The organism is Ruminococcus sp. J1101004sp1_RTP21198st1_B9_RTP21198_201120 (assembly GCF_040924245.1).
GTDB lineage: Bacteria > Bacillota > Clostridia > Lachnospirales > Lachnospiraceae > Blautia_A > Blautia_A faecis.
In genome coordinates this window covers 1-16,344 of record NZ_JBCOMI010000026.1, presented here as the reverse complement: position 1 = coordinate 16,344, position 16,344 = coordinate 1, and the positions used below count along the sequence as shown (strand labels likewise).

Here is a 16,344-nt window from a genome sequence, read left to right as displayed (position 1 = left end):
AATAGCGCCTGCTCTCCATTTCAGGAGAGGGATACACAGACATGTAGCGGCAGATGGAAGCTGCTGTGTTTGTGGTCCCATCTGCCTGAAAGGAGGAAATTAGAGATTGTCAATTTTTTCAGATAAGTTTGACCAGTTAAAAAAAGCAGATAAAGCAGTAAAATCCCCGAAATATCTTCAGGAAGTCATGGGGATTGGGAGAATTGCAGAAAATGGCATTTTTGAAGTAGGGAAGGGGATATATTCCAAGACATATCGTTTTTTGGATATTAACTATGTAACCGCAGGTGCAGAAGAACAGATGCGGATTTTAAAGCAGTATTGTAAGACGGTAAATGCCATTGATGTATATTTTCTTATTACCATTTTTAATCGGAATAAAAATATGCAGGATTTCCGGGAGCATGTACTTTTCCAGGAAAAAGGAGATGGTTTTAACTGGCTGCGTGGAAGTTATAACCAGATTATTGAAAAGCGCATTGTAGATGGAAGGCAGGGGATTGAGCAGGAAAAACTGCTGACTGTATGTGTAGAACGGAAATCCTACGAACAGGCAAAAGCATTTTTTGCCACTTTTGAAGCTACCTTAAAACAGAACTTTGGAGAACTTGGTTCCTGCATTGAAGAATTAAATGCAGAAGAGCGGCTGCGGGTACTTTTCAATTTTTACCGTATAGGGGAAGAAGAACAATTCTCCTTTGATTTCAGACAGGCGTTAAAAAAGGGCGGTGATCCTAAAAATGATATTTCACCAGGGTATATGCAGTTTTACCCAGGTTATTTTGAAACGGAACGGAAAAAATGCAGGGCATTATTCATTAAAAAATATCCGTCTTCTTTATCGGATACCTTTTTAAATGAGATTACCAGCCTTCCGGTTCATAGCATCACTACAATCTGTATTGTACCAGTACCAAAAGAGCTGGCAAATAAGGTTCTTCAGAAGAAATATCTGGGCATTGAAAATGATATTTTAAAGCAGCAGAGAGTCCGTAATAAAAATAACGACTTTTCCAGTGACATTTCCCATATCAAGAAAGTCCAGAAGGAGAAGATTGTAAATCTTATGGACGACGTGCGGGAAAATGACCAGAACCTGTTTTATACAGGGGTTAATTTCCTAATCATGGCAGAGGACAAGAAGGAGTTAGACAGTGTAACCGAAACCATTAAAAATATCGGCAATGGACGCATGTGCCAGATTGAAACCCACTATTATCAGCAGAGGGAAGCTATGAATACCATACTTCCAGTGGGAAACCGGCAGATCAGCACAATGCGGACCATGCTTACCAGGGACATTGCAGCCCTTCTTCCCTTTAATGTACAGGAATTAAACGAAAAATCCGGCGTCTGCTATGGCATTAACCAGGTTTCTCATAACCTTTGCATTGGAAACCGGAAAAAACTGGCGAATGGGAATGGAATGGTATTCGGTGTTCCCGGCTCCGGAAAATCCTATTTCAGTAAGTCGGAAATGCTGCAGGTGTTCTTAGGAACAGATGATGATATTATCTGTATCGACCCGACACTGGAATATTTTGATATTGCAGAAGCCCTGGGAAACCAGGCGGCAATCATTAACCTGTCTACCTATACAAAGAATTACATCAATCCTTTGGAGATGGACGTCTGGGCGCTGGATTTAAACGATTCCCAGGGATATATCCGGGATAAAGGGGAATTTATGCTGGGGCTGTGTGAACAGTGTTACGGGGATAATCTAAACAGCCGCCATAAATCCATTATAGACCGTTGTGTACGAAAGCTGTATATTGACATTGCAAAGGCAAGGGAAAAGCATATCCCTACCATGTCAGAATTTTATGAGCTACTGTTGGAGCAGCCGGAGGAAGAGGCAAAGGATATTGCCTTATCGTTAGAGCTGTTTGTAAATGGCTCTTTAAATATTTTCAATAACCATACCAATGTGAATGTACAGGCAAGGTTCATTGTTTATGGTACAAGGGATCTGGGGAAAGAGCTGGGAGCCATTTCCACTCTGGTCATGTTGGAAAATATCAGTGCCCGGATTGCAGAAAACGCAAAGAAAGGAAGGGCAACCTGGCTTTATATAGATGAGTTCCATACCGTTCTTGACCGGGAATATAGTGCGAAATTTTTGTTCAGCCTCTGGAAAAAAGTGAGGAAACAAGGCGGATTATGCACTGGAATCACCCAAAATTTAGTTGATATGCTGCAGAATTATACAGCAATGACCATGCTGGGAAACAGTGAATTTATTGCCCTGTTAAAGCAGTCCAATGTAGACAGTCAGGAATTATCCACTGCAGCAGGAATTCCAGAAGCACAGCTAAAATATGTAGATAATTCTCCTTCCGGTACGGGGATCATTAAGTATGGAAATACCTGTATTCCATTTGATAACCGTATGGAAAAAGAAGATAATCCGCTGTATGCGCTTTTCAATACCAACCTTCACGAAAAGGCGTTGCAGACAAAGCAGGAGTAATGTAAATTGAAAGGAACGTTTTCTTTTATCTGTAAAGGAAAAGGTATGACAGACGAGAAAAAGAATTGGGCAACAGCAAAATTATAAGTCGGTAAAGTAGAAAAAGGATAGTACAAAAAGAGTGCAGTGTTTTATCAGGCACTCTTTTTGTATATCATGGGAAAGGTGGCAGAATGGCCGAAACATATCAAATAGAAATGAATTTAGAACAGTTGGAAAGACTTTTAAAAAATCTGCCGGAGGGAATTATGCTGGAGATTTGTTTTGGAAAGGAAGAACATGGAGAAGACACATAAAATAGATGTGGTAAGTATACGCCTGGTGGAAGAACCTCCTCTATACAGTAGTAAAAAATTAAAAAATTCCTGTGATGTGGCAGAACTCTTTCAGGATTTTTTAAAAGATTGTGACCGGGAAATGTTCTGTATTTTGAACCTTCGGACAAAAAGCCAGGTCATTAACGTTAACGTGGTAGGTATGGGAACGCTAAATAGTGTACTGGTCCACCCAAGAGAAGTATTCAAATCTGCGATTTTATCTAATGCCAGCAATATCATTTTGGCACATAACCACCCTTCCGGTGATCCAGAACCAAGCCGGCATGATATAGAAGTGACAAAGCGATTGGCAGAAGCAGGCAATCTTATGGGGATTGAGGTGCTGGATCATATCGTGGTGGCTGAGAACCGGTATTTTAGTTTCCGGGAAGAAAATATACTGCCAGAATACTTTCAAATGGAAGAAGTAGCAGCAGAGCAATCTCTTCCTTATGCAAAAAGTGAGAAAGAGAAGGCACGTTAATGGGATTGACGTATCAATACTGGAACCATATAATGGGTACAAAGGAAAATTTGTTTATGGAAACAAACACATTGACGGAACATACAAAAGCTCTGTGATTAAAGTTTAAAGTGTGTTATACTAGGAGGAGAACAATGGGATTAAAAGATGCGAAAGAAGGGAAACTTCTATATCATTTAACAGAGTTAAAAAACCTGGAATCGATCATTGACTTTGGACTTGTGCCAAGAAAGATTTTAAGGGAGAATACAGTAACGTTTGGAGATGTTGCAGATCCGGAAATTATACGTAAGAGAGAAGTTTTAGGACTGGACGGATATATTCCATTTCATTTTCACCCATATTCAGCTTTTGATGTGGCTGTGAAAAAAACGCATGTGGGCGAAGAAATGATTTATATTTGTATTACCAGAATTTTGGCAAGACGCAATAATTTCCGCATTTTACCTAAGCACCCATTGGCATTGGAAGAGTGTCAGCTATACAATTATGACGAAGGCTTTGAAATGATTGACTGGGATATCCTTACCAGAGTAGGGCAGAATGACGAGGACGCCAGACAGATAAAGATGGCGGAATGCCTGAGTCCATTGGTCATTCCAGTTGATGCTTTCCAGTGTATCTATGTTTCATCGAAAGAAACTGAAAACAAAGTAGCAGATATGCTCAAACAGAAAGGTGTTATCTTTCCACCGCCATTTATTACGGTGATGCCCCAATGGTTTGAGTAACGAGAGGAGGTGGTTGTGTTGATTAAATACACAACTGGAGATATGTTTCAGTCTGGTGCAGAGTGTTTAGTTAATACAGTCAACTGTGAGGGCTACATGGGAAAGGGAGTTGCGTATCAGTTCAAGCTGAAATTTCCAGAAAATAATAAATCCTATATAAAAGCCTGCAAAGATAAAACACTGCATGTTGGAACAATCCATACATTTGTAGAGAATGGTATTACGATTGTAAACTTTCCAACGAAAGATAAATGGCGTGAAAATTCTAAAATAAGTTATATAGAAACAGCGTTAGACGTTTTGGTAGAACGACTTCCGGGATTGCATGTGAAATCAGTAGCCATTCCACCACTGGGGTGTGGAAATGGTGGTTTGGATTGGCAGACAGTAAAAGAACTGATACAAAAGAAATTAGAACCAATCGCTGATAATTTTACATTTTTGATTTATGAGCCACAGAGAAATTATGTACAGAAGGCAGCGGTTGCGCCTAAACTTACAGCAGCCAGTTTAGTTCTGATGAAAATAAAAATGGGGCTGAACCGTTGTACAAAACTTCGTCTGCAAAAAGCCGCATATTTTATGAATTTGTATCTGGAAGAACCATATTTTTCGTTTCAGAAGTATAAATATGGTCCCTATGCTCACTCCATTGATATAGTTAGTAGAAATATCGGAGAGTATCAGAGTTTTTATGGCTTAAAAGATACTGAATCAACGTATCAGTTAGCTTACCAGGTAATCTGTAGTGAAAAAACAACAAAGTTATTAAACCGTCTTATGCCTGCAATCGAAAAAGCGGTTGCTTATGTGAATGAGATAGAAAGTGATCATGAATTGGAAGGACTTGCAACGGTAACTTATTTAGTCCAGACTTTTTCAAGGATTGATGCCAGCCAGATTGTATCTGAATTTAAACAGTGGTCAGAGGATAAGGCAGCCCGCTTTTCAGAAGATGAAATAAAGAAATATATGGAATGCTTAGAGCAGACCGGTGTGATAGAACGGGATATTACAGGAAGCTATTGCATTTCAGAGTATCTTTCTTACAGATAAAGAACAGTAGAAAAGAAAATAAGAAGTAACACAAAGAGCATTATCGCTAAAAACGGTAGTGCTTTTTTTGTGCGTGAAAAGGAGGTATTGCTACGTGGAAAAAGGTGAGATGGGCGAGAATGCCACCGGACGTTTGGCAACGTATTATGTGGCAGAATGTATGGAATTTAACCGTTATGGAGAATACAGGGAGGATATTCAAAGTGCAGAAGAAGCAGTAAAGTATTATCAGAGTATTCCTTCTGAAAGGCTGAATGCAGGAAAAGGGATTGGGCTTCATGTGGAGGAGGAAGATGGTATTCCATTGGACTTTCCACTGGTTTCCGGCGGCAAGTTAGATGTGGATTTTTTAGGGGAAGTCTATGGTTTCAAGGAATACCCTGAGCTTTTAAGGGCTGCCAGGGAACTGAGTGCTTATCTTCCAGAAACAAAAGTCGTGGATACCAAAGGGATTTTAACAAAAAAGAGCATGGACGCTGCTGATTTTGCAGATGAAATGATAAAACTGGAAAAAAATCTTGATCCTGATTTTTACCATACCTTTTATCCGAAAGAAGCAGAACATAAGGAAGCTATTATATGGAAAGCCTTATGTCAAGACGGAAAAGAGGAATACATCAGGTGGCTGGGAAGCAAGATATTTGAGCAAAAACCAGAGCTGAAAGAACAGGCAGACAAGCTAAAGACAACACTGGAGCAGGTAAAACTTATTCCGCCTGTGGATTTGAAACCCTTTGTGTATGTGCGGATCAGTGAACACCCGGACATTCCATTGGAAGAAGCCATGCCATTAAATCAAGCGGTAGAATTGTTCGGAAAGCTGGATCGGCAGTCAGTGGAAGAGAAAGACATGGCAGGTTATTACAAAACACATTTTGAAATCTGTTTTCTCTCAGAGGGGGAAGTCATGTCTTATACCGGGCGCCAGGATTTTGGTGACGGGGAAGGAAATTTGCTGGATCATGTAAAAGCATTTGCAGATTATTATCTCCATACAGAAGAAGGGCAGCAGCTTATGAAACAGACCGCCAGGACAACAGAAGAATGGGAACATGAACAACAGCAAATGAAATGGGTACTGGAGGAGATGCTTCCTTCCCTTCAGTATTTCTGCAACCTGGAAAAACTGGAAACAGCGGTTCTGGAAGAACAGGAAATAGAAAAGAAAGTCCCTTTGCTGACGCAGGGGGACGCATCACGAAAGGCATATCAGGAAGCCATACTTGCTTATGTCCGGGAAAGCAGGATTGCACTAAATACAGGGAAGGAGCTGCCTTGTATGCCGGATATCCGGGATTTTGCAACTGCCTGTCCGGACAAATCATACAGGGAACAGGTTATGGAGGAAATACGACAGGAAGCAGAGTCATACGGTATGACCGTAGAAGCGTATGTCGCAAATGGATATGAGCCGCCAAAAAGAGGCGGCAGATAACATTAGGAAAGGAGGCGGAGTTTTGGCCATGTAAAAGATATCTTCCCTCCTGAAACAGAATTGGATTTAGAAAAAACAGCGATAGAACGTATCCGCACTGCCAGCCAGATGTCCTTGCAGCACTATGGGCTTCCTTTGGTCGTGACGGATAGTGGAGGAAAAGACAGTGCAGTATGCAGGGAACTGGTGCGGCGGTCCGGTGTGCCATTTGAACCGATGCACAACCTGACTACCGCAGATGCCCCACAAACGGTTTATTATGTAAGGGAGCAGTTCCAGAAAGCAGAACAGGCGGGGATTCCTTGTAGTATCAACAAACCTTATTATAAGGGGCAGCGGATAAGCATGTGGAGCCTGATTCCCATGAAAATGATACCGCCAACCAGGACGGTACGTTATTGTTGTGAGATTTTAAAAGAGAGTGGGGGAACGGGGCGCTTTATTCTTACAGGTGTCCGGTGGGCAGAAAGCCGGAAGCGGAGAAACAGCAGGGGGATTTATGAAAACTTTGTCCCAAACGGAAAAGCAAGAGCAGTCATTTTGAATAATGACAATGACGATACCAGGCGGCTCTTTGAAGCCTGCTTTTCAAGGAGCAAGCATGTATGCAATCCTGTTATTGACTGGAGTGATCAGGACGTCTGGGAATATATCCGGTCTGAAAAAATCCCCATGAACCCGCTTTATGAAATGGGATTTTACCGGGTGGGCTGTATTGGCTGCCCTATGGCGGGAAAACAGCGGTATCGGGAGTTTCAGATATTTCCCACTTATGAACGGGCATACCGGCACGCTTTTGCAAAAATGCTGGACCTTAGAAAAAAGGCAGGGAGGCAGTGTGATTCCAGGATTTGGGGAAATGTAGATGCTTTTTTCCGTTGGTGGATGTAAGACCCTGGTATCCCCGGACAGTATGAATTGTCCTTTCATGAAGATACCAATGAGATTTATTATGATTATTTGTAGTGGAAGGGAGGAGGAATTATCGCAAAATATCAATTATCTTTTGGGCTGCAGTATGAAGCCTGGATGCTGGAAATCCGTATTCCGGATTGGCTGGAGTTTTCTTCTAAGGGGCAGGCACTAAAATATGGTGAGCAGGCTGAGGTTTCCGTTTTCTTAAAAGCGGAAGCTATTTTTTTGCTCTTTGATGGCAGTAAAGAGAAGATTTTACCGCAGCAGACGGAACTTTACCAGTTTTCCTACCTGAAAGAAAAGACTTATGACAGACTGGGACCGCCACTTTCCCCGGAGGACATTGACCATTTAGTAGAGGCGGGGGAATTGGAGCAGGTACTGTTCAGCGAAAAGTATATCCTGACGGAAGATGATTACCAGGAATTTTCCGGAAACCTTATGGAAGCCTTTCAGGAATTGGAAAAGGAGTACGGACCACCACCCAGAGAAAAGGAACAGGGGTATCTGTTTCAGGCACTCTGGTATCAGGCAGAAGAATTAAACCCCGGAGAGGGGGACTGCTTTGGAGATTAAGGTAAAAAAAGAAAAAGAGCCGGAGCTGAAATTAAAAAAAGAAGCCCAGGTGACGGTGCATAAGAAAAATCCTATTTTATCTGCAAAGGAAAAGAAAGCTGCTTTTACTTCTAAGCCGGTGGCCGATCTTTTAGGGCAGAGAAAGAAAAAAGAAAGGGCAGAAAAAGGGAAACAGCCGGAGCAGGGCAGAGAAGCGCTGTTTGAAAAACAAAAGGAAAAGAAAAAGCAGGTCGGGAAAGAGGCAGCAATCCGGGGAGCAGCAGAAGATAGAAAACAAAATGGAAAGACCAAAAGTACCGTATCTGTACCGGGAACCTTACAGACGGATCAGATGAAACAGGGGGCAGCACCAAACAGCCAGCCCTCTGCTGGTTTCCGGGCAAAGGAACAGTACCGGAGGGAACAGTCTGCAAAGCTGGCAGAGACAAAAAACTCTTCCCTGGCGAAGCAGACTGCCATAAAGGGGGTACGCCGGGGAGAGGCTGCTATACTGACCCAGTTAGAGGGTGGGGAAGAAGTTAATGATTCCCTTTATGTCATGGGGACAGCAGCAAAACCGGCAGAAAAGCTGTGGAAGGACCGGAACTATAGAAAGGCAGAGCAGGAATTAAAGGTAAAACAGGCTGATGGGAAGATTACCAATAAGCAGTTTTACAAAGAAACAAAAGCAGTGAAAAAGAAACAGATGGAGAAACAGAAAAAGCAGGCAGTCCGGCAGAGGAAAATCCAGTATATGATCAATAAGCTCACCGGAAATGGACAGCAGGACAGTTTGGCACAGGTGGCAAAAGATATTGTAAAGATGAAAGCCTCTGTATTTATGCTGAAGGTGGTCCAGTTTGCCGGGGCGCTTTTAGCTCCGCTGTTCAGTATTCTGCTTGTGGTGGCAATCCCTGTGGTGATTATCTTTTTCCTTTTATACTGTTCGCCACTTGGTGCGTTCATGCCCAATCCGTCTGAGGAGAACCCTACCGTCCGGGAAGTTTTAAGCGGTTACTACATGGACTTTAATACAAAACTTGGACAAAATGGGGAAGATGGGGCAGTTACCTATCTCCATGAGAAAAACGGAAATTATGTGAGTAATTATTATGATACTTTAATGGTTTATATGGTGAAGTATGGAACCGGGGATATAGGTGTGGATATGGATCAGCGGCATAAGGACAAGCTGAAGGAAATCTTTGATGAAATGAACAGTTTTGAAAACACGACCATAACCACCACCATAAAGGCAGGGGAAAGTCTGGGAAATGTTGTAACCAGCGGCTATTGCCAGTGCAGTATCTGTTGTGGGCAGTGGGCAGGAGGACCGACAGCCTCCGGTGTCATGCCAAAACCGGACCATACCCTTGCAGTAGATGCACAAAATCCCTTTGTCCCTATGGGAACCAGGATCATTATGAACGGGATTGAATATACCGTAGAAGATACCGGGGCATTTGACCGGTATGGAGTACAATTTGATGTTTTCTGTGCAGATCATGCAACTGCGTCTGCTTGGGGACATCAGACTTTTGAAGCGTTTCTGGCAGATGGGGACGAAAATGAGATTACGGTAACAAAGAAGGGCTGCTACGTCAAGAACCTGAATTATGAGGACTATATTGCACTTGGAAAGCTGACAGAAAAAGAAGAAGAACTGTTAAGGGAAGTCATGAGTGAGGAATTTAGAAATGAGATCCCTTCCTTTGGCGTAGGAAGTGACGTTGCAAATCTGGCACTGACGAAGGTAGGCTGCAAATACAGTCAGGAACACCGGTATGAGGAAGGATATTATGATTGCAGTTCCCTGGTACAGCGGTTGTATCAGGAGGTAGGCATTTCCCTTCCGGCGATTGCCTCTACTCAGGGAGAATTTATGGTAACACATGGGTTGGAAGTTACAGAAGGCGAACTGGAGCCGGGAGATCTGATTTTTTACTCTTATGAGCAGAATGGGCAGTTCCGCAATATTTCCCATGTGGCAATTTATGTTGGTAATGGCAGAATGGTACATGCAGCCAACAGCAGACGTGGAGTAGTGAATGACCCGTTCAATCCGTCGAACATTGGGCTGTATGGAAGACCCAGCCGCTTGCAGTAAGAAAGGAGAAGCATGGACGAAAAAGAATATGAAGTGACCATAACAGAAGTCCTGGAGAAAAAAGTAAGATACCGGGGCAGGAATGAACTGGAGGCAACTGCAAAAGCAGAAGCAGATTATTATGCAGAAAAAATCGTGCTGGGGGCAGATGATTTTTCCTATCGTGATATTTCTGCAAAAGAACTGGTACCTGTAAAAGAAAGAAGGAACAGCAGATGAAGCATATCACAAAAGTACGGGAACTGTATGAGGAAACCATACACTGGATTTCAGAGTCGGAGGATTCCTGGAAAAATTTCCTTTCCTGCATGGGGCGTTTGTATCAGTTGGACTTCTTAAATACCTGTATGGTATATGCCCAGCGCCCAGATGCGTCCGTTCTTGCAGGATATGATGCCTGGCTGGAAATGGATTTGCCGGTTGCCAGAGGAAGTAAAGGAATTGCAGTATTTCCTTCCAAAATTTTCGGGGAAGGAGTTACCCATGTTTATGATATTCAAGATGTAAAGGGACAGGGAATCCGGCCCTGGAACTGGCAGGTGAATGGGACAAACCGCAGACTGCTGGCAAGGGAGCTGTTCCCGGAAATCTACGAACAGGAAAAAAAGTTTAAAAATTCTTTAGACGCCTTTACAAGAACAAATGTTTGGTTTATGATAGAAGAGGAAGATGAAATTTTAAAATCCTTGCAGAAGCTGGCTGTCCTTATCGGAGAGGGACAGGAGGTAAAAGAAAACCAGATTACAGAGTTTCTTGTAAACAGTGTCTGTTATGCGGTGAAAAGCCGCTGCGGTATCCGAGATGACACCCTGGATTTTTCTTTTATCTGCGGTTTTTCAGAGAATGAGGAGGTTCTGTACCGGACAGGACGGTTAGTATCCCATTTATCTGGGCGGATTGTGTTACAGATTGCAAGGACCATGAAGAACATAGACCTTGAAAGGAGGCAGTATTATGGAAGGAATCGCAGGAATCCAGTACAGGGAAATGAATGGCGTACAGATACCAGTCTTAGAGGGCGTGATGAGCGAGGAGAAGATGCTGGCGTCCCTGAACCGTTACGGCAGGATCGCAGCACAGGAAATGAAGAGAACGGACCAGGCACAATACGAAATGATGCTCCTGTCCGGGAAACTGATGGAGCGGCTTATGAAAATCCAGACAGAAGCGGAGGAATACCACGAGAAACTGGCAGAAAGTTTTCTGAAGACCTGGACCAGGGAGGACAGGATAGACCCTTACAACACGTTGGAAATGACCAACCTTCGGATACAGGCGGATATGGAAGCACAGAAACAGGTTATGGAGGAGATCATTCAGCTCAGGATCGGATAAAACAGGAAAAAACAGAAGAGGATACAGAGAAAGGAACTGCTTCGGCGGTTCCTTTTCTGTCTGGGGAGATAGAACCTGCACAGCCGGAAAACTGGCAGAAAGAGAAAATTCTTCTGGAAATGACGGAGCAGGAGATACCATATAAAATTTATGAGTTTTACCGGAACAATCCAGAGGAAACAGACCGGGAAGCTTATCTTTATGAATTGTATGGAGATGTAAAAAGAGAAGCCCATACAAAAGACGGTATCCTGACCGCAGAAAGCGGTTCCAGTGGTTTTTATATCCTTTGGAGTGAGGGAACTTCCATGAAGGAGGCGTTCTGGTACTGGGACGAAGTTTCTTTGGAAATTGGGAAACGGATTGAAAAAGGGACCTATCTTCCTTTGTTATCTGTATCGGAGGAAGCCTTAGAAAATGGGGAAGAAACAGAGGAAGAAACCTTACAGCCAGAGAAAGTGCAGGAAGTGATTGAGGAAAAGGAACCAATCCCATTAGAAGAGATTGGCATAGCCTTTTATAAACAGAATATCCAGGCGGATATTTTAAAGAAAATGCTCTGTCTGGTCTATACGACCAATCAGCTACCGGAAGAAAAAGACCATTTTTTGAAGATGCTTTTGCTTCGGGAAGTACCGGAAGGCCAGCCTTATTATCTGGTGCGGACAGAACATGGAAGCTATGAGCTTTGTATTCAGGAAAATGGGATTAAGATCACCCTGCCGGAAAGCCAAGATTTTCTGCAGGAACTTTCCTGGGATCAGTTTGGCGGGCTTACTGCATATCTGGCAGAGGAGGACCAGATTGCCTATACCGAAGATTCAGAAACCTTAGAGCAGCAGGAGAATATGTACCGTCTGCTTCCCTGGTTTCCGGCATTATGGGAAGAATATAGCGAAATTCTTAAAAAGGAAGAGCTTTGGCAGGAAGGAAGAACCTCTGTCCAGACAGAAGGCAAGGAAGAAGCCGGAGATTATTATTACCCAGAAGGGTGGTTGCAGTTTACCGGTGGGGATAAAAGCCGGTATCAGAAAAATATCCGGGCAATCCGTATCTTAAAAACACTGGAGCAGGAAGAGAGAAATGCCACAAAAGAAGAACAGGAAATTCTTGCGGGGTATGTAGGGTGGGGCGGGCTGCCAAATGCTTTTAACAGTAAACGCCCGGAGTGGAAAAAAGAATATCAGGAATTGAAGGAACTGTTGACCGCAGAAGAATACGCCCAGGCAAGGGCCAGTGTCAACAGTTCTTTTTATACGCCGCCGGAAGTCGTGCGGGGTGTTTATAAAGCCCTGGAGCAGTTTGGATTCCAGAAGGGAAAAATTCTGGAACCGGCTATGGGGATTGGAAACTTTTTTCATGGTCTTCCGGAAAGTATGCAAAAATCCCAGCTTTATGGCGTGGAGATTGATGCCATAAGCGGAAGGATTGCACAAAAGCTCCACCCTTCAGCCAGTATCCAGATTAAAGGATTTGAAAAAACGGAATTTGAGGATAACAGCTTTGATGTAATTGTAGGAAACGTGCCTTTTGGGGATTTCCGTTTGTATGATCCCCGATATAAAAAGATGAAGTTGAAAGTCCATGATTATTTTATCCGGAAAAGCATGGACCTCCTTCGGCCAGGAGGCATTTTGGCAGTGGTAACTTCAAAAGGGACGTTGGATAAAAATGACAGCGCTGTGAGAAAAAATTTGGCAGAACAGGCAGACCTTTTAGGGGCAGTCCGGCTTCCGGCAGATTCTTTTGGAAAGAGCGCCAATACCGCAGTTACCAGTGACCTTTTGTTTTTTCAGAAAAAAGCAGAGCCTTCGATTGGGGAGCCAATCTGGACTTATACAGGGCTTACGGAAGACATGGTACCGGTAAATGAGTATTATCTGGAACACCCGGAAATGATGCTTGGGAAAATGGTCTGGTTTGAACAGTTTTTCGGGAAAGATTCCAAATATACAGCCCTGGTCAATGAAGCGGAAGACTTTGACCTGGAAAAAAGAATTTTGGACGCAGTTGGAGAGCTTCCTAAAAACTGTTATGAAGAAAGCATAGCAGAAAAAAAGAAGGAAGAGCAGGACGTCTTAGCTGCTTCCCCAAAGATACCTAATTATACGTTTACGGTGATACAGGACGAAGTATATTACCGGGAAGGGGAGTCTTTATACCGGAGTCAGGCAAAGGAAAGTGTGAAGCGCCGGATACGTGCCATGCATAAAATCCGCCTTCTGGTGCGTGAAATTTTACAGATACAGCAGGAAAATTGTTCTGACCAGGAACTGAAAAAGGCACAGGAACAGTTAAACCGTTTGTATGATGCCTTTGTGAAAACGCATGGATATTTCTGTGACCGGACAAATAAAATGGCGTTCCGGCAGGACAATGATTACCCCCTGCTATCTTCCCTGGAAGTGGTTGATGAGGACAAAAACGTAACCAAAGCCGATATTTTTTACAAAAGGACCATACGCCCCAGAGATGTGATAGACAAAGTGGAAAATGCCCAGGAAGCATTGCATATCAGTCTGTCAGAATATAACCGGGTGGATATTCCCTATATGCTCTCTCTTTATCTGGGAAACAGGAAAGAAATGCTCCAGGAATTAAAAGGGTTAATCTACCAGAACCCGGTACTGGCAAAAGAAGAAGATCCCAATGCAGGGTGGGAAACCGCAGATGAGTATTTAAGCGGAAATGTGCGGCAGAAGCTCCGTACTGCTAGGATTTATGCGCAGAACAATCCCTTGTTTGTAGACAACGTGGAAGCACTGGAAAAGGTACAGCCAAAAGAACTGACAGCGCCTGAGATCAGTGTAAAACTGGGAACAACCTGGATTGAAAATGAGGATTACGAACAGTTTATATATGAGCTTTTGGAAATCCCGGAGAGCAACCAGAGAAACTATTGCGCTCATAGTGGCCATGCCCTCAAGATTGAGCGCTTAGATGCAGATATGTCTTACCATATTGACAGGGGAAATTTTTTTGGAGGAACCATTCGTACCAGGGAAACCTATGGCACAAGATTTATGGATGCGATCAGCATTATAGAGGAACTGTTAAACAGCCGGATTGTGACCATACGGGACCGGGTGCAGGAAGGGGAAAAGGTGCGTTATGTGATTAATCGGAAGGAAACCATGCTTGCCAGGGATAAGGCGGAGCAGATAAAAGAAGCCTTCCGGGACTGGATTTTTAAGGAACCAGAGCGCAGAAAAAAATATGTGGATTTTTACAATGAAACCTTTAACTGCGACAGACAACGAAGCTATGATGGCTCTTATTTAAAACTGCCGGGACTGAACCCTTTGTTAAAACTGCGTCCTTATCAGAAAAATGCTGTAGCAAGGGCATTGCTGTGTGGAGGGAACACCTTGCTTGCCCATACGGTAGGCACTGGTAAATCTCTGGAAATGATCTGTATCTGTATGGAGATGAGGAGGCTGGGGCTGGCAACGAAACCCCTTCTTACGGTTCCCAACCACCTGACCTTCCAGATGGGGGCAGAATTTTTGCGGGCCTACCCAGATGCGAAGATCCTGATTACCAGAAAAGAAGATTTTCAGAAGGAAAACCGCAGGCGCATGATTGCCAGAATGGCAACAGGGGATTATGACTGTATTATTATCGGACATACGCAGTTCCAGAGAATTGCCATTTCCCCTGACCGGCAAAGAGCCATGATAGAAGAACAGGCAGAGCAACTGGTAGAAGCCATTAACCAGGCAAGGGAAGAAGCAGGAAAGAACTGGTCCATAAAGCAGATGGAAAGCAGAAAGAAAAAACTGTTGCAGAAAATCGAAGAACTGAACAATGAAGAAATCAAAGATGATGTGATGTACTTTGAAGAAACAGGCGTAGATGCCTTATTTGTAGACGAAGCGCACCTGTTCAAGAACTTGGAAATTTTTACGAAAATGAACAATGTTGCGGGTCTGGGTTCCAGCGGTTCCCAGAGGGCTATGGATATGCGTATGAAAATCCAGTATATCAACGAAAAAAATCAGGGAAGGGGCGTCATTATGGCAACGGGAACCCCTCTGTCAAACTCAATGGTGGAACTTTATGTGATGCAGTTATATCTGCAGGAAAGGCGGCTTCACGAAAAGGGGATTTACCATTTTGATGCATGGGCTTCTGTGTTTGGGGAAGTTACCAGCTCTTTGGAACTGGCACCGGAAGGTACTGGTTACCGGATGCGGACCAGGTTTAATAAGTTTATCAATCTGCCGGAACTGATACACCTGTTTAAAGAAATAGCAGACATTATTCTGCCTGATATGCTAGATATTAAGCGGCCAGAATTAAAGGACGGAAAATATAAGGTTGTAGTATCGGAAGCCTCTGATTATGTCAAAGAACGTATGCAGGAAATGGTGGAAAGGGCAGAAGCAATCCATAGAGGTGTGGTAGATCCAAAGGACGACAATATGCTCCGGATTACCGGGGAAGCAAGGCTTTTGGGTACAGATCCCCGGCTTTTGGACAGTTATGCTCCGGTAGATTCGGATTCCAAACTGAATAAAGCAGTAGAAAACATTTACCAGGAATATGTACAGTCCCAGGAACAGAAAGGAACCCAGATTGTTTTTTCGGATATTGGGACACCCGGACCTGGGAAAGCGTTTACCGTCTATGATTATTTAAAACAGGAACTGATTACCAGAGGTGTTCCAGAGGAAGAAATCTGTTTTATCCATGATGCAAAAACAGATGAACAGAGGGACCGTATGTTTTCCGATGTCAGAGCCGGAAGGAAACGGATTATTATAGGAAGTACCGAAAAACTGGGAGTAGGAACCAATATCCAGACCAGAATGGTGGCGGCACATCATATCGACTGCCCCTGGAAACCCTCTGATATTGAACGTGCGCCCGTAAAGGCATCATAATAAATATACCTTTGGCAAGGTATTAGGATAGTATCTTACAGTCCTATCAT

General features: G+C 43.4%; 12 protein-coding genes. All 12 read left to right on the top strand.

Going from position 1 to position 16,344, the window contains the following annotated elements:
- Window positions 1–106: 106 nt before the first annotated feature.
- Entirely contained in the window at window positions 107–2,473 is a 2,367-nt protein-coding gene (locus tag AB5618_RS15950) for a VirB4-like conjugal transfer ATPase, CD1110 family (protein ID WP_161276460.1), read from the top strand.
- A gap of 173 nt (window positions 2,474–2,646) precedes the next feature.
- Window positions 2,647–2,769, top strand: coding sequence for a hypothetical protein (locus AB5618_RS15945; protein ID WP_255610470.1), 123 nt, complete (start codon window positions 2,647–2,649; stop codon window positions 2,767–2,769).
- Window positions 2,738–3,274, top strand: a complete 537-nt coding sequence (locus AB5618_RS15940; protein WP_243148410.1) for a JAB domain-containing protein — start codon at window positions 2,738–2,740, stop codon at window positions 3,272–3,274. The genes AB5618_RS15945 and AB5618_RS15940 overlap by 32 nt, the downstream gene beginning before the upstream one ends.
- Window positions 3,275–3,408: 134 nt before the next feature.
- Window positions 3,409–4,005: a DarT ssDNA thymidine ADP-ribosyltransferase family protein gene (locus AB5618_RS15935; protein ID WP_021650169.1), complete on the top strand. Its 597-nt coding sequence runs from the start codon at window positions 3,409–3,411 to the stop codon at window positions 4,003–4,005.
- Between the two features lie 18 nt (window positions 4,006–4,023).
- Window positions 4,024–5,061: a macro domain-containing protein gene (locus AB5618_RS15930; protein ID WP_044960428.1), complete on the top strand. Its 1,038-nt coding sequence runs from the start codon at window positions 4,024–4,026 to the stop codon at window positions 5,059–5,061.
- 94 nt (window positions 5,062–5,155) lie between these two features.
- Complete coding sequence (locus tag AB5618_RS15925) at window positions 5,156–6,496, top strand: LPD25 domain-containing protein (RefSeq protein WP_161276461.1); 1,341 nt, start codon at window positions 5,156–5,158, stop codon at window positions 6,494–6,496.
- Window positions 6,497–6,556: 60 nt separating this feature from the next.
- On the top strand, window positions 6,557–7,387 hold the full coding sequence (locus AB5618_RS15920; protein ID WP_330584136.1) for a phosphoadenosine phosphosulfate reductase family protein: 831 nt from the start codon (window positions 6,557–6,559) through the stop codon (window positions 7,385–7,387).
- 138 nt (window positions 7,388–7,525) lie between these two features.
- Window positions 7,526–7,987: a hypothetical protein gene (locus tag AB5618_RS15915; protein ID WP_161276462.1), complete on the top strand. Its 462-nt coding sequence runs from the start codon at window positions 7,526–7,528 to the stop codon at window positions 7,985–7,987.
- Window positions 7,977–10,073, top strand: a complete 2,097-nt coding sequence (locus AB5618_RS15910; protein WP_173899975.1) for an NlpC/P60 family protein — start codon at window positions 7,977–7,979, stop codon at window positions 10,071–10,073. The genes AB5618_RS15915 and AB5618_RS15910 overlap by 11 nt, the downstream gene beginning before the upstream one ends.
- Window positions 10,074–10,085: 12 nt before the next feature.
- Window positions 10,086–10,292: a DpnD/PcfM family protein gene (locus AB5618_RS15905; protein ID WP_055056107.1), complete on the top strand. Its 207-nt coding sequence runs from the start codon at window positions 10,086–10,088 to the stop codon at window positions 10,290–10,292.
- Between the two features lie 735 nt (window positions 10,293–11,027).
- On the top strand, window positions 11,028–11,408 hold the full coding sequence (locus AB5618_RS15900) for a TnpV protein (RefSeq protein ID WP_081021354.1): 381 nt from the start codon (window positions 11,028–11,030) through the stop codon (window positions 11,406–11,408).
- Window positions 11,409–11,527: 119 nt separating this feature from the next.
- Window positions 11,528–16,294, top strand: a complete 4,767-nt coding sequence (locus AB5618_RS15895) for an N-6 DNA methylase (protein WP_368366912.1) — start codon at window positions 11,528–11,530, stop codon at window positions 16,292–16,294.
- The last annotated feature ends 50 nt before the right edge of the window (window positions 16,295–16,344 follow it).